Annotated in this window: 18 protein-coding genes and 2 pseudogenes; 10 read left to right on the top strand and 10 right to left on the bottom strand. The window is 35.8% G+C overall.

Annotated elements, in window-relative coordinates; genetic code table 11:
* Window positions 1–38 precede the first annotated feature (38 nt).
* The gene (locus tag HEQ36_RS07390) at window positions 39–515 is read right to left on the bottom strand and encodes a DUF29 domain-containing protein (RefSeq protein ID WP_168635610.1); all 477 of its coding nucleotides are present in this window, start codon (window positions 513–515) and stop codon (window positions 39–41) included.
* Between the two features lie 125 nt (window positions 516–640).
* Here HEQ36_RS07390 and HEQ36_RS07385 point away from each other — a divergent pair, with 125 nt between their 5' ends.
* The 4 genes from HEQ36_RS07385 to HEQ36_RS07370 all read left to right on the top strand — a co-directional run bounded on the left by HEQ36_RS07385 (window position 641) and on the right by HEQ36_RS07370 (window position 3,099).
* Window positions 641–1,327, top strand: coding sequence for a DUF4145 domain-containing protein (locus HEQ36_RS07385; RefSeq protein WP_168635609.1), 687 nt, complete (start codon window positions 641–643; stop codon window positions 1,325–1,327).
* A gap of 543 nt (window positions 1,328–1,870) precedes the next feature.
* On the top strand, window positions 1,871–2,458 hold the full coding sequence (locus tag HEQ36_RS07380; protein ID WP_096668460.1) for a hypothetical protein: 588 nt from the start codon (window positions 1,871–1,873) through the stop codon (window positions 2,456–2,458).
* Between the two features lie 123 nt (window positions 2,459–2,581).
* Window positions 2,582–2,806: an addiction module protein gene (locus tag HEQ36_RS07375; protein WP_096668462.1), complete on the top strand. Its 225-nt coding sequence runs from the start codon at window positions 2,582–2,584 to the stop codon at window positions 2,804–2,806.
* Window positions 2,803–3,099, top strand: coding sequence for a type II toxin-antitoxin system RelE/ParE family toxin (locus tag HEQ36_RS07370; protein ID WP_168635608.1), 297 nt, complete (start codon window positions 2,803–2,805; stop codon window positions 3,097–3,099). Before HEQ36_RS07375 ends, HEQ36_RS07370 begins: the two co-directional genes overlap by 4 nt.
* A gap of 188 nt (window positions 3,100–3,287) precedes the next feature.
* On the opposite strand, the gene HEQ36_RS07365 is transcribed toward HEQ36_RS07370, so the two are convergent.
* The 7 genes from HEQ36_RS07365 to HEQ36_RS07335 form a co-directional block, all read right to left on the bottom strand.
* Window positions 3,288–4,172, bottom strand: coding sequence for an Rpn family recombination-promoting nuclease/putative transposase (locus tag HEQ36_RS07365; RefSeq protein ID WP_290707187.1), 885 nt, complete (start codon window positions 4,170–4,172; stop codon window positions 3,288–3,290).
* Between the two features lie 125 nt (window positions 4,173–4,297).
* Window positions 4,298–4,534, bottom strand: coding sequence for a hypothetical protein (locus HEQ36_RS07360; protein WP_290707185.1), 237 nt, complete (start codon window positions 4,532–4,534; stop codon window positions 4,298–4,300).
* 125 nt (window positions 4,535–4,659) lie between these two features.
* On the bottom strand, window positions 4,660–5,508 hold the full coding sequence (locus HEQ36_RS07355; protein ID WP_290707183.1) for an Rpn family recombination-promoting nuclease/putative transposase: 849 nt from the start codon (window positions 5,506–5,508) through the stop codon (window positions 4,660–4,662).
* Window positions 5,509–5,633: 125 nt separating this feature from the next.
* Window positions 5,634–6,506 (bottom strand): Rpn family recombination-promoting nuclease/putative transposase, encoded by an 873-nt coding sequence (locus tag HEQ36_RS07350; protein WP_290707182.1) that lies wholly within the window; start codon window positions 6,504–6,506, stop codon window positions 5,634–5,636.
* 119 nt (window positions 6,507–6,625) lie between these two features.
* On the bottom strand, window positions 6,626–7,510 hold the full coding sequence (locus tag HEQ36_RS07345) for an Rpn family recombination-promoting nuclease/putative transposase (protein ID WP_290707181.1): 885 nt from the start codon (window positions 7,508–7,510) through the stop codon (window positions 6,626–6,628).
* A gap of 125 nt (window positions 7,511–7,635) precedes the next feature.
* A complete protein-coding gene (locus HEQ36_RS07340; RefSeq protein ID WP_015079796.1) occupies window positions 7,636–8,472 on the bottom strand; it encodes an Rpn family recombination-promoting nuclease/putative transposase in 837 nt (278 codons plus the stop codon).
* Window positions 8,473–8,597: 125 nt separating this feature from the next.
* On the bottom strand, window positions 8,598–9,443 hold the full coding sequence (locus HEQ36_RS07335; RefSeq protein WP_290707180.1) for an Rpn family recombination-promoting nuclease/putative transposase: 846 nt from the start codon (window positions 9,441–9,443) through the stop codon (window positions 8,598–8,600).
* Window positions 9,444–9,790: 347 nt separating this feature from the next.
* Here HEQ36_RS07335 and HEQ36_RS07330 point away from each other — a divergent pair, with 347 nt between their 5' ends.
* Window positions 9,791–10,885, top strand: coding sequence for a phosphotransacetylase family protein (locus HEQ36_RS07330; protein ID WP_168635607.1), 1,095 nt, complete (start codon window positions 9,791–9,793; stop codon window positions 10,883–10,885).
* A gap of 630 nt (window positions 10,886–11,515) precedes the next feature.
* Here HEQ36_RS07330 and HEQ36_RS07325 read toward each other — a convergent pair.
* A pseudogene (locus HEQ36_RS07325) lies at window positions 11,516–11,932 on the bottom strand (Ycf66 family protein); the annotation flags it as partial.
* 352 nt (window positions 11,933–12,284) lie between these two features.
* On the opposite strand from HEQ36_RS07325, the gene gndA reads away from it, so the two are divergent.
* The 4 genes from gndA (at window position 12,285) to HEQ36_RS07305 (ending at window position 17,011) form a co-directional block, all read left to right on the top strand.
* Window positions 12,285–13,715 (top strand): NADP-dependent phosphogluconate dehydrogenase, encoded by a 1,431-nt coding sequence (gndA, locus tag HEQ36_RS07320; protein WP_053540483.1) that lies wholly within the window; start codon window positions 12,285–12,287, stop codon window positions 13,713–13,715.
* A gap of 212 nt (window positions 13,716–13,927) precedes the next feature.
* Window positions 13,928–15,358, top strand: a complete 1,431-nt coding sequence (locus tag HEQ36_RS07315) for an AAA family ATPase (RefSeq protein ID WP_168635606.1) — start codon at window positions 13,928–13,930, stop codon at window positions 15,356–15,358.
* Between the two features lie 3 nt (window positions 15,359–15,361).
* Window positions 15,362–16,363, top strand: coding sequence for a DUF4435 domain-containing protein (locus HEQ36_RS07310; protein ID WP_168635605.1), 1,002 nt, complete (start codon window positions 15,362–15,364; stop codon window positions 16,361–16,363).
* A 102-nt stretch (window positions 16,364–16,465) separates the two neighbouring features.
* Window positions 16,466–17,011 (top strand): Uma2 family endonuclease, encoded by a 546-nt coding sequence (locus HEQ36_RS07305; protein WP_325064593.1) that lies wholly within the window; start codon window positions 16,466–16,468, stop codon window positions 17,009–17,011.
* Window positions 17,012–17,107: 96 nt separating this feature from the next.
* Here the strand turns inward: HEQ36_RS07305 and HEQ36_RS07300 are convergent.
* Window positions 17,108–17,233 (bottom strand): annotated as a pseudogene (locus HEQ36_RS07300) (transposase); the annotation flags it as partial.
* Between the two features lie 475 nt (window positions 17,234–17,708).
* Between HEQ36_RS07300 and cobN the strand changes: the two are divergent.
* On the top strand, window positions 17,709–21,443 hold the full coding sequence (gene cobN, locus HEQ36_RS07295; RefSeq protein ID WP_168635604.1) for a cobaltochelatase subunit CobN: 3,735 nt from the start codon (window positions 17,709–17,711) through the stop codon (window positions 21,441–21,443).
* The last annotated feature ends 5 nt before the right edge of the window (window positions 21,444–21,448 follow it).

Genomic DNA, 21,448 nt, shown 5'->3' with positions numbered 1-21,448 from the left:
TAAAAACCATAAAGTTTGAAGGGTGAAGGATGAATTTTTTATCCTTCATTTTTTTGTATTGGCAACCAATCATCTAAAATTTGTTCTAATGAACCAATGGGGATAATGGGGAATATATCAATAGGAAGTTGAGAACGATCTGATGCTTCTAATCTAGCATCTTGATAACATTCATCAAATATTTCTAAAATGTAAGGTTTTAAACTTGGACTATCTTTAAGTTCATCTTTTATCTCTCTGCGAAATGTTCTAATTTCCCCTAGCCAATGTCCTTGATTACGTTCTCTTTCACTATCCCAATATTTGAGTTTTAGTAGATGGACAAACAGCTTAATTAATAAATTTGTAATTGTTCGTTTTTGAGTTCTACTTATAGTTTCTAATTCTTCTAATAAGTTCTCTAAATCAACAGCAGAAAATTGTCCTGTGCGAAGTTGGTTAATGGTTGTTCTTATCCACAGGTAATAATCTTGATCGTATAAGGTTTGAGTTGTTGGTTGTGTTGATGTAACCATATACTGGCGAAGATTTTACTATTTATTTTATTTTAGCTTAATTTAGTGATTACTGTTATTAATTGAGTTGCCGGTTTTACAAACTTGTTTTATGCTGAAAATAAGAGTTTATAAAATCAGCTTATATGTCAAATTTATCCAATTATGCCAACAGCAAAGCAAAAGCTCGTTGCAATAACTGTCGTGGAGAGGTAAATCATGATATTCTTCATGAGATTAAAGTACCAGATGGAGAAGTATATTATTCCTCAGAGTTTTGGGAAACAAAGAGATACGCAGTGCTACGTTGCTGTGGATGTGAAAACGTTATCTTTAGATTAGAAGAAGATTCTGCTGATCACGGATGGCCTACATACTACTACTATCCACCATATATTCATCGGCAGCAGCCAATTTGGTTGAATAAATATAGTAGAAATGATGATCTGCAAGATATTCGTAGTCTTATGAAAGAAATTTATGCAGCACTCCATGCTAATTGCATAAAACTTGCAACTATGGGTATTAGAGCTTTAATTGAGCATATAATGATTAAAAAAGTTGGAGACAATAAAACATTTACAAAAAATCTGGATGAGTTCGCAAACCAAGGATATATCTCAAATGAGCAAAAGAAGATTATTACAGCAGTTATAGAAGCAGGAAATGCTACTATTCATCGTTCATATTCTCCATCTTTAAAAGAATTAGAAAACTGTATGGATATTGCAGAAAATCTCATTGAAACTATTTTTATCCATTCAAATCAAGCTAAAACTTTCTCTGAGAAGATACCACCCCGTCCATCCAAATCAAATGATGTCAAAAGTTAATGAGTTCGTTATCTTTATTACTCTTAAATGATAAGACAAAATTAATTACACAAAATTGGGGCTGAAACTCCTGTTTGACAAAGAAGTTTATGGTTAGCTGTTGATGTGTTTTCCTTACCTCACAATGGTTTGAGGCTTATTTCCTCTTCAAAAATGTTTAAGTCTCGTTCAATAAATCATAAAATTCTGTTTCAGTGATTTGAAATTTCCCACCCAATGTAAGCCGATCCCAAAATCAATACTATTGCCAAAGCCCTGAAACCCTATTGATATCGTCACGATTTTATTGGGTTTCAGACATATTTTGGAAAATTGGCAATAGTATTGCAAAATAGTATCTAGACTTCAGCCTCTGTCTTAGTGTATACTAACTACAGCACTTTGCGTAACAATTAGGTACAAGAATTTAGGACATACAATTACATCAAATGGAAAATGAGCTATGGACTGTACTAGATAGACACGCAAAGTGCTTTAATTTAATTCTACTCTTAGAATAGAAGTAAAAATAGTAAATAGTTAAGTGATTTTTTTAAGGTTTTTATGCAAAAGCGTAAGTTTTTTATAGCTTCAACTTTAATACTCTGTGGGACAGTAATTTTTGCTGCTTTTCACCCAATTGAAGTGTCAGCAAATAACTGTGATAATGAGCGTTGGTATTTCAAGAGGTCTTGTGAGCAAGACAATTTTGTCCGTCGAACAAATGAATATGTTACGTACTTTAACACAAATCAGGACAATTTTATTGTCTGTGATTATTATTCTAAAGGAGTAGCTGTTAAAATAAAAGTTAAACTACCCAATCAAACTTGCTATAATGCATCTTCTTACTGGTTAGAGCGTCAAAGATTAAAAGTCAATAATCGCTTAAGTATACCAGGCTTTTTTCAATCAATTTGGGGAGATTTATTAAATTTGATTGGCAATATTGCTAATACTTTCAATGAATTATTCTCAATTATTTATTTCTTTAATAGACCAGCTAATTTAGTTGATTTGTTTGGAGCTATATTCAATCTTGGAGTTTCGATTATTATCTTCGTTGTAACTCTTATTATTCTAGTTACTTCGTTATCTTTGCTGTATTATGTATTATTGTATGCAAAAGGATGTTTTAAAAAACAAGAATAAAGTTATGTATAGTATTAACATTGAATTTGATCTATCTTAACCTTATGCACAAGAATACTATATAGCGATCGCTTATCCTAGAAAATAGATAAATACCTTATCTTCCTATTGAGGTCAGTTAACATGGATATCAGTGTAACTTTAAATGAAATCAAAGCCCTGAGTATTGCAGATAGAATTCGGATTGTACAAGATATTTTAGAAAGTATCGCAGCAGAACAGGCTTATCCCGATTTAACAACAGCACAAAAACGAGAACTTGATCGTCGGATTAGTGATTATGAAGCAAATCCAGATAATGTCATGACATGGGAGGAAATTAAATCGTCAATTAGAGGACAACAATGAATTATGTCCTAGTTTTTCGTCCAGAAGTTCGTGAAGAACTGGATGAGGCGTATAACTGGTATCAAAGTCAGCAAACAGGACTTGGTGACGAGTTTTTAGACTGCGTGGATAATATGCTAAATCGGATTTGTCAAATGCCAGAATCCTATGCAGTTGTGTATCTTGATGTTCGACGAACAGTGGTGCGACGTTTTCCCTACGCTATATACTACCGAATTGTGTCAAGTCGTGTGATTGTGACAGCAATTTTTCACAGTCGAAGAGATCCAAAATCATGGCAAACGCGAACCTAAAAAACAGAAGTTAATCGTAACAACCTAATTATTAATTAACAGAGTGCGATTACTAGGTCGCGCTTCGCTATCGCACCCTCAAATTAACTCAAAGCTGAGAGCGATAGCGAAGCGCTCCGTAGGAATCGCCTTCCGTGGGGTTAAAGTCGGTAATGCGATCGCCAAGTCTATCAATTGGCATGATTCACTCAAATTCTTTTAATAGTTTCATAAGATAAACCAGTTGATTCTGCAATAATTTCTATGGCTATATTTTGCTCTTTCAAAGCTTTAGCAACTTTCTCAATACCTTTCTCAATACCTTTCTCAATACCTTTCTCAATACCTTTCTCAATACCTTTCTCAATACCAGCTTTCTCACCTTCTTCAAAGGCTGTATCAAATACATTTTTCACTTCTAAATACTGGACTAAACTCTTCTTATATTGTTCATACTGCTCCACATTTAAGTGAGATATTTCCGCTATTTCAAACCCTTTCTGAAATATTGGTTCATTTAATATCACGGGTATATGATTAAAACTTTCTAAGTTCTTCAAAAAATACAGCCATTTATCAAAATGCGTTATTAATTCATTTTCTTGTTTATTAAATAATGGCATTTGTAAAAATTTAAAGTTTAACTTATCAAAGAAAATATCACCATCTTGATCTTTTAGACATACATCGCGCCTAAATTTAGATGTTGTATTTTCGTCATACTCAAAATCTAAAATGGCGATAAAATAGACAGGTAGTAAAAAGAAATTCCAATCACCTTTTTCCGATTGTTCACGAATGGGGAATGTGGAATAAAATAAGGCTCTATCTTTGAAATGCTTGATTTTTGCTTTTTGCATTTCCACAATAAACTTATCACCAGTTTTACTTTCGCAGTAAATATCAAATATGGCTTTACGTTCTGCTATGGTATCAGCTAGATTTTCTGGATTTTTAAAGGTTAATTGTTGAATTTGATGATGTATTGGTAGAAGTTGGTTGAGAAAATCCATGAGTAGATCTTTACTGCCTTCTTCTCCGAACAGTTTCTTAAAACCGAAATCTGTATAAGGATTAAAGTATTTTGCGGACATAACTACTCCTCCAAGATTATTTTAATGAAATACTCGCTGAATAACTATGTATTTAGAAAACTCTGTCTAATATTTCCTGTATAGCACAAAAAATGGGCGCAAGTCTATCAATTGGTATAATTCGCTCAAATTCTTTTAATAGCTTCATAAGATAAACCAGTTGATTCTGCAATAATTTCTATAGCTATATTTTGCTCTTTCAATGCTTTGGCAACCTTCTCAATGCCCTTCTCAATACCGACCTTTTCACCTTCCTCAAAGGCTGTATCAAATACATTTTTTACTTCTAGATACTGCACTAAACTCTTCTTATATTGTTCATAGCCAAAATCTGTATAAGGATTAAAGTATTTTGCGGACATAACTACTCCTTCAAGATTATTTTAATGAAATACTCGCTGAATAACTATGTATTTAGAAAACTCTGTCTAATATTTCCTGTATAGCACAAAAAATGGGCGCAAGTCTATCAATTGTTATAATTCGCTCAAATTCTTTGAATAGCCTCGTATGATAAGCCAGTTGATTCTGCAATAATTTCTATAGCTATATTTTGCTCTTTCAATGCTTTGGCAACCTTCTCAATACCCTTCTCAATGCCCTTTTCAATGCCGACCTTCTCACCTTCTTCAAAGGCTGTATCAAATACATTTTTCACTTCTAAATACTGGACTAAACTCTTCTTATATTGTTCATACTGCTCCACATTTAAGTGAGATATTTCCGCTATTTCAAACCCTTTCTGAAATATTGGTTCATTTAATATCACGGGTATATGATTAAAACTTTCTAAGTTCTTCAAAAAATACAGCCATTTATCAAAATGCGTTATTAATTCATTTTCTTGTTTATTAAATAATGGCATTTGTAAAAATTTAAAGTTTAACTTATCAAAGAAAATATCACCATCTTGATCTTTTAGACATACATCGCGCCTAAATTTAGATGTTGTATTTTCGTCATACTCAAAATCTAAAATGGCGATAAAATAGACAGGTAGTAAAAAGAAATTCCAATCACCTTTTTCCGATTGTTCACGAATGGGGAATGTGGAATAAAATAAGGCTCTATCTTTGAAATGCTTGATTTTTGCTTTTTGCATTTCCACAATAAACTTATCACCAGTTTTACTTTCGCAGTAAATATCAAATATGGCTTTACGTTCTGCTATGGTATCAGCTAGATTTTCTGGATTTTTAAAGGTTAATTGTTGAATTTGATGATGTATTGGTAGAAGTTGGTTGAGAAAATCCATGAGTAGATCTTTACTGCCTTCTTCTCCGAACAGTTTCTTAAAACCGAAATCTGTATAAGGATTAAAGTATTTTGCGGACATAACTACTCCTTCAAGATTATTTTAATGAAATACTCGCTGAATAACTATGTATTTAGAAAACTCTGTCTAATATTTCCTGTATAGCACAAAAAATGGGCGCAAGTCTATCAATTGTTATAATTCGCTCAAATTCTTTTAATAGCTTCATAAGATAAACCAGTTGATTCTGCAATAATTTCTATAGCTATATTTTTCTCTTTCAATGCTTTGGCAACCTTCTCAATACCCTTCTCAATGCCCTTCTCAATGCCCTTCTCAATGCCCTTCTCAATACCGGACTTCTCACCTTCTTCAAAGGCTGTATCAAATACATTTTTTACTTCTAAATACTGCACTAAACTCTTCTTATATTGTTCATACTGCTCCACATTTAAGTGAGATATTTCCGCTATTTCAAACCCTTTCTGAAATATTGGTTCATTTAATATCACGGGTATATGATTAAAACTTTCTAAGTTCTTCAAAAAATACAGCCATTTATCAAAATGCGTTATTAATTCATTTTCTTGTTTATTAAATAATGGCATTTGTAAAAATTTAAAGTTTAACTTATCAAAGAAAATATCACCATCTTGATCTTTTAGACATACATCGCGCCTAAATTTAGATGTTGTATTTTCGTCATACTCAAAATCTAAAATGGCGATAAAATAGACAGGTAGTAAAAAGAAATTCCAATCACCTTTTTCCGATTGTTCACGAATGGGGAATGTGGAATAAAATAAGGCTCTATCTTTGAAATGCTTGATTTTTGCTTTTTGCATTTCCACAATAAACTTATCACCAGTTTTACTTTCGCAGTAAATATCAAATATGGCTTTACGTTCTGCTATGGTATCAGCTAGATTTTCTGGATTTTTAAAGGTTAATTGTTGAATTTGATGATGTATTGGTAGAAGTTGGTTGAGAAAATCAATGAGTAGATCTTTACTGCCTTCCTCACCGAACAGTTTCTTAAAACCGAAATCTGTATAAGGATTAAAGTATTTTGCGGACATAACTACTCCTCCAAGATTATTTTAATGAAATACTCGCTGAATAACTTTAGAAAACTCTGTCTAATATTTCCTGTATAGCACAAAAAATGGGCGTAAGTCTATCAATTGGCATGATTAACTCAAATTCTTTGAATAGCTTCGTATGATAAACCAGTTGATTCTGCAATAATTTCTATGGCTATATTTTGCTCTTTCAAAGCTTTAGCAACTTTCTCAATACCTTTCTCAATACCTTTCTCAATACCTTTCTCAATACCTTTCTCAATACCTTTCTCAATACCGGACTTTTCACCTTCTTCAAAGGCTGTATCAAATACATTCTTCACTTCTAAATACTGCACTAAACTCTTCTTATATTGTTCATACTGCTCCACATTTAAGTGAGATATTTCCGCTATTTCAAACCCTTTCTGAAATATTGGTTCATTTAATATCACGGGTATATGATTAAAACTTTCTAAGTTCTTCAAAAAATACAGCCATTTATCAAAATGCGTTATTAATTCATTTTCTTGTTTATTAAATAATGGCATTTGTAAAAATTTAAAGTTTAATTTATCAAAGAAAATATCACCATCTTGATCTTTTAGACATACATCGCGCCTAAATTTAGATGTTGTATTTTCATCATACTCGAAATCTAAAATGGCGATAAAATAGACAGGTAGTAAAAAGAAATTCCAATCACCTTTTTCTGATTGTTCACGAATGGGAAATGTGGAATAGAATAAGGCTCTATCTTTGAAATGCTTGATTTTTGCTTTTTGCATTTCCACAATAAACTTATCACCAGTTTTACTTTCGCAGTAAATATCAAATATGGCTTTACGTTCTGCTATGGTATCAGCTAGATTTTCTGGATTTTTAAAGGTTAATTGTTGAATTTGATGATGTATTGGTAGAAGTTGGTTGAGAAAATCCATGAGTAGATCTTTACTGCCTTCTTCTCCGAACAGTTTCTTAAAACCGAAATCTGTATAAGGATTAAAGTATTTTGCGGACATAACTACTCCTCCAAGATTATTTTAATGAAATACTCGCTGAATAACTATGTATTTAGAAAACTCTGTCTAATATTTCCTGTATAGCACAAAAAATGGGCGCAAGTCTATCAATTGGTATAATTCGCTCAAATTCTTTTAATAGCTTCATAAGATAAACCAGTTGATTCTGCAATAATTTCTATAGCTATATTTTGCTCTTTCAATGCTTTGGCAACCTTCTCAATTCCTTTCTCAATACCAGCCTTCTCACCTTCTTCAAAGGCTGTATCAAATACATTTTTCACTTCTAAATACTGCACTAAACTCTTCTTATATTGTTCATACTGCTCCACATTTAAGTGAGATATTTCCGCTATTTCAAACCCTTTCTGAAATATTGGTTCATTTAATATCACGGGTATATGATTAAAACTTTCTAAGTTCTTCAAAAAATACAGCCATTTATCAAAATGCGTTATTAATTCATTTTCTTGTTTATTAAATAATGGCATTTGTAAAAATTTAAAGTTTAATTTATCAAAGAAAATATCACCATCTTGATCTTTTAGACATACATCGCGCCTAAATTTAGATGTTGTATTTTCATCATACTCGAAATCTAAAATGGCGATAAAATAGACAGGTAGTAAAAAGAAATTCCAATCACCTTTTTCTGATTGTTCACGAATGGGAAATGTGGAATAGAATAAGGCTCTATCTTTGAAATGCTTGATTTTTGCTTTTTGCATTTCCACAATAAACTTATCACCAGTTTTACTTTCGCAGTAAATATCAAATATGGCTTTACGTTCTGCTATGGTATCAGCTAGATTTTCTGGATTTTTAAAGGTTAATTGTTGAATTTGATGATGTATTGGTAGAAGTTGGTTGAGAAAATCCATGAGTAGATCTTTACTGCCTTCTTCTCCGAACAGTTTCTTAAAACCGAAATCTGTATAAGGATTAAAGTATTTTGCGGACATAACTACTCCTCCAAGATTATTTTAATGAAATACTCGCTGAATAACTATGTATTTAGAAAACTCTGTCTAATATTTCCTGTATAGCACAAAAAATGGGCGCAAGTCTATCAATTGGTATAATTCGCTCAAATTCTTTTAATAGCTTCATAAGATAAACCAGTTGATTCTGCAATAATTTCTATAGCTATATTTTGCTCTTTCAATGCTTTGGCAACCTTCTCAATTCCTTTCTCAATACCAGCCTTCTCACCTTCTTCAAAGGCTGTATCAAATACATTTTTCACTTCTAAATACTGCACTAAACTCTTCTTATATTGTTCATACTGCTCCACATTTAAGTGAGATATTTCCGCTATTTCAAACCCTTTCTGAAATATTGGTTCATTTAATATCACGGGTATATGATTAAAACTTTCTAAGTTCTTCAAAAAATACAGCCATTTATCAAAATGCGTTATTAATTCATTTTCTTGTTTATTAAATAATGGCATTTGTAAAAATTTAAAGTTTAATTTATCAAAGAAAATATCACCATCTTGATCTTTTAGACATACATCGCGCCTAAATTTAGATGTTGTATTTTCATCATACTCGAAATCTAAAATGGCGATAAAATAGACAGGTAGTAAAAAGAAATTCCAATCACCTTTTTCTGATTGTTCACGAATGGGAAATGTGGAATAGAATAAGGCTCTATCTTTGAAATGCTTGATTTTTGCTTTTTGCATTTCCACAATAAACTTATCACCAGTTTTACTTTCGCAGTAAATATCAAATATGGCTTTACGTTCTGCTATGGTATCAGCTAGATTTTCTGGATTTTTAAAGGTTAATTGTTGAATTTGATGATGTATTGGTAGAAGTTGGTTGAGAAAATCAATGAGTAGATCTTTACTGCCTTCCTCACCGAACAGTTTCTTAAAACCGAAATCTGTATAAGGATTAAAGGGATTAAAGTATTTTGCAGCCATAACTATTTAGAAAATTCTGTTTAATATTTCCTGTATAGCACAAAAAAGGTTAAAATCGGTAATGCGATCGCGTGTTGTTCTTCGGTGGTGATTAGGCAAATTGCTTACAGCAGCACTTGACAAATACAAGCGAGTTTAAGACTGATGAGGCTATCACAATTAGGATTACTTTATTAATTGGGACTATCAAAATCGCTACAATAGCTACCACAGCTAGATTTATTCCCATTTAATTTTGAAAATTCAGGCAATTAGGATTACTAAAGCTATTTACCTTCCGCCTATTGCACTAAAATTAGTAGACACCTAGCTGAGTTGTACAAACTTTTGAAATTAGGAGTGCATACGTGCCAACACTTGCTAAATACTTGCTGGTTGGATCAGTTGAAGCTTACAGTGGCAAATCTGCAACAGTTTTAGGTTTGTCTCATCAGCTAAAACAAAAAGGTTTGGACATTGCTTATGGCAAACCTTTGGGTAATTTTGTCAAGACATCTGCGGGAACAGTAGTTGAAGAAGATGTCCAGTTCATTACTCATAACCTTAACCTGCCAGACAACCGCATTGCTCCCACTTTATTATCTTTGGATGAAATTACCGTCCAGAAACGCTTACAGGGAGAAGATACAACTAACTATCAAGAGTTACTAGTACAAAAGTATTCACAAATACCAAAGAGTAATTTGGTAATCTTAGAAGGGCCTGCTAACTTATCAGAAGGAAATTTATTTGGATTGTCCTTACTAGAATTAGCAGAAAAATTAGATGCTCCTGTACTGTTAATTAGCCGTTATCAATCACTAACTTCTGTTGAGGCCTTATTATTTGCTAAACAGCAATTAGGCAAACGGTTAATGGGTGTGGTAATTAATGAAGTACCTCACGAAAAATTAGAGTTAGTTAACACACTCTTACGCCCATTCTTGGAAAAACAGGATATTCCTATACTGGCAACATTACCCAAAAGCGATATCCTCCGCAGTGTCAGCGTTGGGGAATTAGTCAAGCAGTTAAACGCGGAAGTTCTTTGTCGGAGCGATCGCCTAGATTTATTAGTCGAAAGTCTAGCAATTGGGGCGATGAATGTCAATTCCGCCGTCAAATACTTCCGCAAATGCCAGAATATGGCAGTAGTGACAGGAGGCGATCGCGTTGAAATTCAACAAGCAGCCTTAGAAACATCTACTCAATGCCTCATCCTGACTGGACAACTACCACCCCCTGCCTTTATCCTCAACCGCGCTGAAGAGTTAGAAATCCCGATTTTATCCGTGGATTTAGACACTCTCACCACAGTAGAGATAATTGATCGCACCTTTGGTCAAGTTCGTGTTCATGAACCAATTAAAATAGAGTGCATTCGCTCTCTTATGTCTGAGCATTTTGATATTGACCGTTTATTATCCCAATTGGGACTTAATCCAGCGGCAGCAGTATCATAAACTACCCAGATTCCTTTGATTTATTAGAATCAGCAGCGTAAATCCTCTTAATTACTCCTCGACTGGTTTATTTAGTGGGATTTGTTCTGGCAATGCTTCCCCAACTGATTTAACTTCCTCAATGGTCATATCAGACTTTTCGGCTGCTTCTGCGGCTAATAACTCTGATGTCACTGGATTTGGGGAACTTATTTCTGGTGCATCTGCCGTTTCGCTAGTTTCTTCTATGGCAATAACCACCTCAGTTTGAATTATCTCGACCACAGCTTCAGTTGACCCTGCTGTAGGAGTTTCGGAAATTACAACCTCAGTTTGAATGATCTCGACTACAGTTTCCGTTTCTTCTGTTATGGATGACTCTGAAATTACAACTTCAGTTTGAGTTATTTCCACCACAGTTTCCGGTTCCGGTGCTGTTGACGGAATTACCTGTTCTTCCTCAATCACAGGGGGTGGAGTTGGTGATATTTCCACCATTTCCAAAATAGGAGATTGAGCAAAAGTCTCCGCTGATAAACTTTCAGTTGTAATTGCTGGGGTAGCAGTTACCGACTCATCTGGTAATACTGACGGTGGCGTTGCTTCAGTTGGAGTTGTTTGCAAAATCTCCTCAGCAGTTTTGATCACTGGCTTTTTGTTCACAGTCTGCTGTATCTTCGCTTTAGCACCACCAAATACACCAGCAACGAAGCTTGATAACTGTCCAAATTTCTCTTTCACAGAAAACTTTGACATTTGCGATTGGAAACTAATCTTAATTAGCTCAGGACTGGGGAGAGGAGTTTGTTGTCCTGCGGGAGCAAGTTGTCGCCGTAATGAAAGGGTTTGTGCCACAAACCATACCAACATTGCCACACTAGCTACATGACCTAGTAATAGCCCCCCAGTAATTCGAGATGCAAAAATCCATAACACTAAAGCGTAGAATAGCCCAACACCACTCCAGATAAAATCATTCTTGCGATGGATTTCTGGAAAAAAGAAGGCTGATAAATAAATGGCGAGACTGCCAAAACCGATTACCAACGCTAGAAAATAAGCCAGCATTTTTTAATCCTCCTTACTATTTAATTCGAGAAAGGGAACAGGGGGTAGGGGAAGTAGGGGGAGTAGGGGGAGTAGGGGGAGTAGGGGGAGTAGGGGGAGTAGGGGAGAAATTTCTTCCTTCTGAACTCCTGAACTCCTGCTATATGTATTTTAATTTTGCAAAATTTGGGACTAAATTGTGGACTTCAATACAAATTAAAATTAATTCATTGATGTGAGTGATGATTTCTTAAATTTTAGAAAAACTCTTAATATCTTCTTTAGGAGTGAAGCCAAAATCTCGGACTACCCTTAAAGAGAAAGGATCTGCAAGAGAAAGAGCCAAACCCAAACAAAAGATTTAAACTGAACTATGACACTACAAAGCTTTGGTGTGATTGGATTAGCAGTTATGGGCGAAAACATCGCACTTAACGTAGAAAGAAATGGCTTCCCAATTGCAGTTTACAACCGCTCTCGTGAAAAAACCGATGCCTTCATGGCGCACCGCGCCCAAGGACGGAACGTTAGAGCCGCTTTTAGCCTCGAACAATTTGTCGCCTCATTGGAACGTCCCCGCAAAATTTTGGTGATGGTACAAGCTGGTAAACCTGTTGATGCGGTAATTCAACAGCTTAAGCCTTTACTACAAGAAGGTGATATCATTATTGACGGTGGTAACTCTTGGTTTGAAGACACCGATAGACGCACTCAAGAATTAGAACCCATCGGTTTACGCTACATCGGTATGGGTGTTAGTGGTGGTGAAGAAGGCGCGTTGAATGGTCCTTCTCTCATGCCCGGTGGGACAAGAAGCTCTTATGAGTACCTATCTCCCATTTTCAACAAAATTGCGGCTCAAGTTGATGATGGTCCCTGTGTAACCTACATTGGTCCTGGTGGTTCTGGACACTATGTAAAAATGGTTCATAACGGTATTGAGTACGGTGATATGCAGTTAATTGCAGAAGCCTACGATTTGCTGAAAAATGTGGCTGGTTTAAGTGCAGCGCAACTCCATGAAGTCTTTGCTCAATGGAATACAACTGACGAACTCAATTCATTTTTGATTGAGATTACCGCGAATATTTTCCCCTACGTAGATCCTGATACCAAGATTCCCCTCGTTGATTTGATTGTTGACGCAGCCGGTCAAAAGGGAACTGGTCGTTGGACTGTACAAACTGCTTTAGAATTGGGTGTAGCTATTCCGACAATTACAGCGGCTGTAAACGCTCGAATTCTCTCTTCAATTCGAGATGAACGGATTGCTGCTTCTAAGGTCATCACCGGACCAAATGCTAAGTATGGTGGTGATATTGCCGCTTTTGTGAACATGGTGCGTGATGCTCTTTATTGTTCCAAAATCTGTTCTTATGCTCAAGGTATGGCGCTGTTATCTACAGCTTCTAAAACCTACAATTGGGAATTAAATCTGGGCGAAATGGCGCGGATTTGGAAAGGTGGTTGTATTATTCGGGCTGGCTTCTTGAATAAGATTAAGAAAGCATTTGACGAAAATCCAGCTTTACCTAACTTATTGTTAGCACCTGAATTTAAGCAAACAATTCTGGATAGACAAGCTGCTTGGCGTGAAGTAATTGTGACTGCGGCTAAGTTGGGTATTCCTGTACCTGCTTTTAGTGCTTCTTTAGATTACTTCGATAGTTACCGCCGCGATCGCTTGCCACAAAACTTAACTCAAGCACAACGCGACTATTTCGGCGCTCATACCTACAAACGGACTGACAAAGAAGGATCTTTCCACACTGAGTGGGTTCCCATTGCTGAAGCTCAGAAGTAAGATACTTTTGGTTAAGCTTTTAAGTTAATTCTTGCCATTTATTGCCGCAAGATTGCCTGTAGGGGCGGGGTTTTCCCGCCCTTAATTGTAAGATTGAGATGCTATTGACTTTAGTTCAAAAGTTATGCTACAGTCACTGAAGAAATATCATGCCAATAATAATAATATTGTCAGTAAAAATAAAAAAATAATCTCATAAATATAAAAAAGCTATGTATATACGAAAAATTGAAATTAAGAATTTGTGGGGAAATGATTTTTTATGGACACTCAATGAAGACGTAAATGTTTTGATTGGTAAAAATGGTTCAGGGAAATCAACAATACTACGAATGCTTCATGAAGCAGTATTGCCTGTTGAAGATAGCAAACTGAATTTTAGGTTATTTGACCCCATTGATGAAATAATTATTGAGTTAGAAAATGATATTGTCGTCAGAGTTAATAGTGAAAATAGAAGTATAACGGCAAATAAAGAAATTACTAATTATAAACTGAATATAAACTTTATTAATACTTTCGACGTTGTTGAAACCAGATTAAACCCAGATACCACATTACTTGACTACCAACTTAATAAATTAAAATACGAGTTTGTTACTTATCAAAGAGATTTATCTAATCAAGTAGAAGAAGCATTTAAAATAGATGATAAAACAACAAGAAGAAATAAATTAGATAAAATTGAATCTATCTATGAAACTAAAAATGTATTCACTAAGATATTAACTGAACTATTTAGTGATACAGAAAAAAAGTTTGATGAAAAGGAATTTAATTTTTTAAAGGAAGGAATACAAACACCAATATTACCAGAAAATCTGTCATCTGGGGAAAAACAGATGTTGATTATCTTATTAACAACATTACTTCAAGACGGGAAAGATTATATATTATTAATGGACGAGCCGGAAATATCGCTGCATATTGATTGGCAAAGGAGTTTAATCGCAAATATAAGAGAGATAAATCCAAATTGTCAAATTATTCTTACCACTCATTCACCGACTGTTTGGTATCAAGGTTGGATTGAAGAAGTTACGCACATAGAAGATATTCAGTCAACTTCAGATTTAGTAACAGAAAGTACAATTCTCAAAGAAAAAACTGATCAATTAGGAGAGCGTGTAGAAGAAATAAAAGATATTTTTAGTGGCTTTTCAGGGAACAATTTACGTAAACTTTATCAATTTAATCGCAAAATTAATGAATATACTTTATTTACAAAAGATGAATGCCTTCAATTGTTGGAATTTCTAAAAGAAAACAAGATTTATCCTGATGTCATCACATTTACTACTCTTGTTTCCAAACTCACTAATTATCAAGATGCTAAAGATATTTTCGATTTAATGGCAGCAGAAACTTATAGTAAATTATCTCATGTCAAGCCTAATGATATAACTCTTAATACTTTGATCAAAAAAGTCAGTGGAGTTGAAGAAGGTATTGAACTTATTCAAAATATAAATGAAAACATGGAATTGCGTCCTGATATTATCACTTTTAGCACGTTGCTTGGGAAGGCAAGAAATATGGATGAGATTACATTTCTTGAAGATGCACGAACTTACTATGGAATTAAAGCAAATGATATATATTTAAATAAATTGGCTTTTAAGGGGTTTCAGGGAGGACGATAACTAATGAAAGATAATAAATATAAAATTGCTGCTGAAACAATGGAAGCAGATGCGAAAGCCCTGAAGTGTGATATTTGTGTATTGGTTGAGGATTTTCATGATGAAGAATTGTGGAGACTTATTATTGAAAATGTTAAACCGAATTTAAGAAATAGAATTTATTTTCCATATCCCAATAAGAAAGGAACACGCGGAAAAGATACTTTGAGAAATTTTAGAGGGTTCGTTAATAAAAAATTTATTATTTGTATTGATAGTGATTGTGAATATTTGTATGATCAAGATGTATGGTATATCGCTGACTATATTTACCATACAGTTGTTTATAGTAAAGAAAATTTTCAGTGCAATTATTTTTCATTAAATGAAATATGCAAAAGTTTAACCACCAAAAACTATAATTTTAAGAGTTTACTTGAAAATATTTCCCGAAGAGTTTCCCCTATATTTTACATTTGGCTGTATTTCAAAGAAATCAAATGTAATGATTTTGATTATCTTATAAATAACGAAGCATTTGAAACAATTTTGAATTTTCAAGATAGTCAATTCGATAATATTGGGGATGAAAATATTTTATTTCAAAATATTGAAGATAGAGTGAACGATACATTACAAAAGTTAAAAGAAGTAATAGATGATGGTTGGTATGACTCAATTCTTTTAGATGGTATTCCTGATATACAAAATCGGTTAACAGAACAATACTCAATACGTCCAGAAGATATTTTGTCATTTTGCTGTGGACATGGTGTACTAGACCAATTTGTTGAAACTTTTATGAGAAAACTCATTACAATATTAAAGAATTTAAAAATAGAAGAAGTAAAACAGGCTTTAAGTGAAGACAAAGACATTAATAACACAATTAATCGTATCGAAAATCTTGCAAGACGAGACATTAAGACTATGTTAAACACTAGTTTAATATATCTCCTTCTTGATGCGGCCGAAAATCAACATATCCAACAAATCAAAGACAAACTAGCTAGAGAACTGAATTAGTGCGATAGCGAAGCACTCCGCAGGAATCGCTTTTTGGAACTAAAATATCTAATATATTCCCTAGTTTTATCCATCTCAATTAAAATCCAAATAGAGGTGACAATGGTTTTACAATTAGTCAGACACCAATTTACAGTTAAGCAATTTCACCAAATGGCTGAATCTGGTATTTTGTCAGAAAATGATAGATTAGAATTAATTCGGGGGGAAATGATTGATATATCACCTATTGGAAGAAGACACGCTGGTTGTGTCAATAGATTAGTTAATTTGCTGATTCAGCTTCTCGGAAAGCAAATAGTGCTTGCACCTCAAAATCCTGTAGAATTAGATGAAACTTCTGAACCCCAGCCAGATATAGCATTATTAAAACCATTAAAACCACGTCCAGATTTTTATAGAAATTCACACCCCCAACCAGAAGATATATTTTTGTTAATAGAAGTTGCTGATACAACGGTAAAATATGATCGGGAAGTGAAAATTCCTTTATATGCAGAAGCAAATATTCCTGAAGTTTGGTTATTAGATGTTAATCAAGAGGTTGTAGAAGTATATCGAAATCCTCTCCAGGGAGTTCCAGGGAGTTTATCAAGATGTACAGAAGTTAGTCAAAAACCAAATTTTATCAATTTTAGCTTTTCCTGATGTGCATATTAATGTGACTGAGGTATTTTAATAATCATCTTTATTTGTAGTCTATTAATATGCGGATCACCATTTTTTTCGGCTCTTGCGCTACTTTTATGGAGAATTAATACTAAAGTGCCAGTTTAATAAACTGCGTAATCTGAAATTGCTAAAGTTGCGAAAGCCATATCCAAGTCGTTTAATAAGTTTGAGTTTATTATTCATAAGAATACCCGGTAAGTGGGAAACTCAGTGGCTTCGCTCCCTGAGAGGGAAACGACACGAGTCGCTTGTATCTCAGGTCTAAAGACACTGAGCTTTACGCTTACCGGATGCTCTTGTAAGAGTTTGACATTTAAGAGATTAGTATTAGGGAACACCAAAAAATAAATTACCCAATTTTGTGGGATGGCCATCCTGCCCGTCCTTGATGGTTAGCGGGCAAGATGCCCGCACCACAAAAATTTTTGGGTATTTTTTTAATTGGAAGTCCCTTAAGTAACAAATAAAAAAGCGAGAATCGCGGATTATATGGATTACGCTGATTACACAGATTTTTTTCATTTGCTAAGATAACCAAAATCTGTGTAATTCTTTAATCCGTAGAATCCGCGATTCTCACCTTCTCTGAAAATATGTTGATACCAAGGAGACTTCTAGTCAGCCAAAACTTTTAAAACATCCTCTAAAAATTTCCATCATTAAATTACCAATTATGCACAGAATCAGCGCCACACCAGGTGGATTAAATCAGTCTGAAGGTTTATTTTTCCTCGAACAAACTCCCGCCCCTTTCGTATTGATTACAGCAGCAGATACTGATATTCAAACCCTAGCGGCTGTAGTTCCTAAATTACCTAGTCAATTCCCCGAAATCAGGGTAGCCAACTTATTACAACTACAGCAACAAATAAGTATAGATGCTTATAGTGAACAAGTTTTAGAATCCGCCCAAGTTATTGTGCTTCGTCTCATAGGAGGAAGTTCATACTGGGCTTATGGTTTAGAAGTCGTACAAGAAATTGTACAACGTAATGGCACAACTCTAATTGTCATGCCAGGAGATGACGGACTTGATTTTGATTTAATTTCCAAATCTACGGTTTCTCAAGAAATCGTCCAGAAGATTTGGCAATACTTTCAAGAAGGTGGTACAGAAAATTTCCTCAATGCCTTGCAATTTATTGCTGATACATCCTTATCAACAGCGTTTAATCCCCCACAACCACAACCTGTTCCCCGCGTAGGATTGTACGAAATAAGTCAGGATGTAGGGGCGCAGGGCTTGCGCCCAGTCAGGAGTCAGCCTAAAGTGGGGATTTTGTTTTATCGCGCCCATTATTTAGCAGGAAACACTAAAGTTATTGATGCTTTATGTAATGATTTGATAGAGAAAAATTTACAGCCTGTACCAGTTTTTGTTTCTTCATTGCGCGAACCTGGTGTTAGTAGTCAATTATGTGAATTATTAGCAGCAAAAGATGATCATTCTGTTAGCTTGTTGATGAATACCACCAGTTTTTCCCTAGCAAGTTTAGAAACAGAAACACCACAAACCGAACTTTGGGAAAAATTAAATGTCCCGGTTTTGCAAGTAATTCTTTGTGCTAGTTCCGTTGAACAATGGGAATCAGAATCACAAGGTTTAACACCCCGTGATATTGCCATAAATGTGGCACTACCAGAAGTAGATGGGCGAATTATTAGTCGGGCTGTGTCTTTCAAAACCTTACAAACTCGGAATAATAAACTAGAAACCGATGTCGTAGTTTATGAACCCGTGAGCGATCGCATTCAATTCGTCGCCCAACTGGCTGCAAACTGGGTAAGATTGCGGGTAAAACCGCCCCAAGAACGCCGCATAGCCATAATTTTAGCAAATTACCCCAACACCAACGGACGGCTCGCCAACGGCGTAGGACTGGACACTCCTGCTAGTTGTGTAGAAATTCTCAAAGCCTTAAAGTTAGCTGGTTATGAATTAGGAACTATTCCCGAAACTGGAGACGAATTAATTCAAATTCTCACATCTAGCGTTACCAATGATCCAGAAGGGAAAGACTGGAAACCCATCAACCAAAGTTTATCAGCAGCAGAATATCAAAAATATTTTTCTACCCTACCAATAAATATCCAAAAACAAATTATTGCCCGTTGGGGGCAACCTATTTTAGACGCAATCCCAAATTGGGCGGTTTCTGGAATTCAATTTGGTAATGTTTTTGTTGGTATTCAACCATCACGAGGTTACGATCTTGATCCTAGTTTAAATTATCATGCCCCCGATTTAGAACCAACCCATAATTATTTAGCCTTTTATAATTGGGTACGAGAATCTTTTCAAGCAGATGCCATAGTTCATGTAGGAAAACATGGCAACTTAGAATGGCTACCAGGAAAAAGTGTCGCCTTATCTAATACTTGTTATCCAGAAATTGCCCTGGGACCAATGCCCCATTTATATCCATTTATTGTTAATGATCCCGGAGAAGGTTCACAGGCAAAAAGACGCGCCCAAGCCGTAATCATTGATCACCTCACACCACCAATGACAAGGGCAGAATTATATGGACCATTGCAACAAGTAGAAAACCTAATTGATGAATATTACGAAGCCGAAAGTTTAGATCCTTCCAGATTACCAACAATACGCGATCGCATTCAAGAACTCGTCATCAAAGAAAACCTGTACAAAGACTTAGGAATCACCAACCCCGAAGACATCGCCAACTTTGAAACCCTGATTTTAAACTCCCTAGACGGTTACTTGTGCGAACTCAAAGAAGCCCAAATCCGCGACGGCTTACACATATTCGGTCAATGTCCCCAAGGAACCCAACTACGAGACCTAATAGTAGCGATCGCCCGTATCCCCAACCGCCATTCTATCGGCATTACCCGCGCCATAGCCAAACAGTGGCAAATAGACATAGATCCCCTCACCGACAACCTCTCAGCCCCCCTCTCTGCGCCTCTGCGCCTCTGCGAGAGACTTAAATCCTGCCATATCATCGGCGATGTCGTCGAACTCCTAGAAATAGAAGCCGCCCATTTAGTAGAAGAAGTTATCTCTGGGCGCAGACCCTGCGCCCCTACGGATTGGATCAGCGACAAACTCCTCCCAGCCCTACAAAAAACCAACCAAGAAACCACAAATCTCCTACGGGGACTTGACGGAAAATACGTTCCCAGCGGGGCTTCCGGCGCACCCACCCGCGGACGACCCGAAGTTCTACCCACAGGTAAAAACTTTTACGCCGTTGACATTCGCGCCATACCCACAGAAACCGCCTGGGACATTGGCAGAAAAGCCGCTGAAACCCTGATTGAAACCTACACCCAAGAACATGGAGAATACCCCCAAACCCTGGGTTTATCAGTGTGGGGAACAGCCACCATGCGGACTGGTGGTGATGATATAGCCGAAGCCTTAGCTTTACTTGGTGTGCAACCCGTGTGGGATGGTGCAGCAAGACGAGTAGTAGATTTTGAAATTTTACCCTTGGCGATTATCGGTCGTCCCCGTGTGGATGTCACTCTAAGAATTTCCGGGTTTTTCCGGGATGCTTTCCCCAATTTAATCGCTTTATTTGATCAAGCAGTGAAAGCCGTTTCAGCTTTAGATGAACCACCAGACCAAAATCCCTTAGCAGATACAGTTCGTCAAGAAACAGCACAATGGACTCAAGAAGGTTTATCTTTAGAAGTAGCCCAAGAGCGATCGCAATATCGCGTTTTTGGTTCTCAACCAGGGGCTTATGGTGCAGGACTCCAGGGACTAATAGCCTCCCAAAACTGGGAAAATGATCAGGATTTAGCCCAAGCTTACACAAATTGGAGTGCTTACGCCTATTCTTCTAGTGAGGGAACAGGGAACAAAAATGCAGAAGCCTTTGAACAACGCTTAAAGCAAATGCAAATCGTCCTCCACAATCAAGACAACCGAGAACACGATTTACTCGATTCCGACGATTATTATCAATTTCAGGGTGGTTTAACCGCAGCCGTGCGTTCTCTTCAAGGTAAAAATCCCCAAACCTACTTTGGCGACAATTCCAACACATCTCAACCCAAAATCCGCCAACTTAGTGCCGAAATTGCCAGGGTTTATCGTTCCCGCGTCGTTAATCCTAAATGGATAGCTGGAGTCATGCGTCATGGATATAAAGGTGCATTTGAAATGGCTGCAACCGTAGATTTTCTCTTCGCTTACGATGCTACCGCCCAATGTGTCGAAGATTATATGTATCAAGGTGTTGTAGAAGCTTATTTAGAAGACGCTACCGTTTGTGAATTTATTCATGACAAGAATCCCTGGGCATTACGCGATATTGCGGAAAGATTACTAGAAGCCAACCAACGCGGCTTATGGCAGGATGTGAATATACAAACCCTCGAAAACCTCCGCAATTTGGTGCATCAAGCGGAAGCAACTATCGAAGAAAAATAATTTCA

The sequence above is a fragment of the Anabaena sp. 54 genome (genome assembly GCF_017355725.1).
Taxonomy (GTDB): domain Bacteria; phylum Cyanobacteriota; class Cyanobacteriia; order Cyanobacteriales; family Nostocaceae; genus Dolichospermum; species Dolichospermum heterosporum.
Note: the sequence above shows the minus strand (reverse complement) of the source record. Positions and strands in the feature narration are given on the sequence as shown.

Bases quoted from the DNA above. Each gene is read 5' to 3' on its own strand.
- HEQ36_RS07390 (WP_168635610.1), bottom strand. From the start codon at position 515: ATGGTTACATCAACACAACCAACAACTCAAACCTTATACGATCAAGAT.
- HEQ36_RS07385 (WP_168635609.1), top strand. From the start codon at position 641: ATGTCAAATTTATCCAATTATGCCAACAGCAAAGCAAAAGCTCGTTGC.
- HEQ36_RS07380 (WP_096668460.1), top strand. From the start codon at position 1,871: ATGCAAAAGCGTAAGTTTTTTATAGCTTCAACTTTAATACTCTGTGGG.
- HEQ36_RS07375 (WP_096668462.1), top strand. From the start codon at position 2,582: ATGGATATCAGTGTAACTTTAAATGAAATCAAAGCCCTGAGTATTGCA.
- HEQ36_RS07370 (WP_168635608.1), top strand. From the start codon at position 2,803: ATGAATTATGTCCTAGTTTTTCGTCCAGAAGTTCGTGAAGAACTGGAT.
- HEQ36_RS07365 (WP_290707187.1), bottom strand. From the start codon at position 4,172: ATGTCCGCAAAATACTTTAATCCTTATACAGATTTCGGTTTTAAGAAA.
- HEQ36_RS07360 (WP_290707185.1), bottom strand. From the start codon at position 4,534: ATGTCCGCAAAATACTTTAATCCTTATACAGATTTTGGCTATGAACAA.
- HEQ36_RS07355 (WP_290707183.1), bottom strand. From the start codon at position 5,508: ATGTCCGCAAAATACTTTAATCCTTATACAGATTTCGGTTTTAAGAAA.
- HEQ36_RS07350 (WP_290707182.1), bottom strand. From the start codon at position 6,506: ATGTCCGCAAAATACTTTAATCCTTATACAGATTTCGGTTTTAAGAAA.
- HEQ36_RS07345 (WP_290707181.1), bottom strand. From the start codon at position 7,510: ATGTCCGCAAAATACTTTAATCCTTATACAGATTTCGGTTTTAAGAAA.
- HEQ36_RS07340 (WP_015079796.1), bottom strand. From the start codon at position 8,472: ATGTCCGCAAAATACTTTAATCCTTATACAGATTTCGGTTTTAAGAAA.
- HEQ36_RS07335 (WP_290707180.1), bottom strand. From the start codon at position 9,443: ATGGCTGCAAAATACTTTAATCCCTTTAATCCTTATACAGATTTCGGT.
- gndA (WP_053540483.1), top strand. From the start codon at position 12,285: ATGACACTACAAAGCTTTGGTGTGATTGGATTAGCAGTTATGGGCGAA.
- HEQ36_RS07315 (WP_168635606.1), top strand. From the start codon at position 13,928: ATGTATATACGAAAAATTGAAATTAAGAATTTGTGGGGAAATGATTTT.
- HEQ36_RS07310 (WP_168635605.1), top strand. From the start codon at position 15,362: ATGAAAGATAATAAATATAAAATTGCTGCTGAAACAATGGAAGCAGAT.
- HEQ36_RS07305 (WP_325064593.1), top strand. From the start codon at position 16,466: ATGGTTTTACAATTAGTCAGACACCAATTTACAGTTAAGCAATTTCAC.
- cobN (WP_168635604.1), top strand. From the start codon at position 17,709: ATGCACAGAATCAGCGCCACACCAGGTGGATTAAATCAGTCTGAAGGT.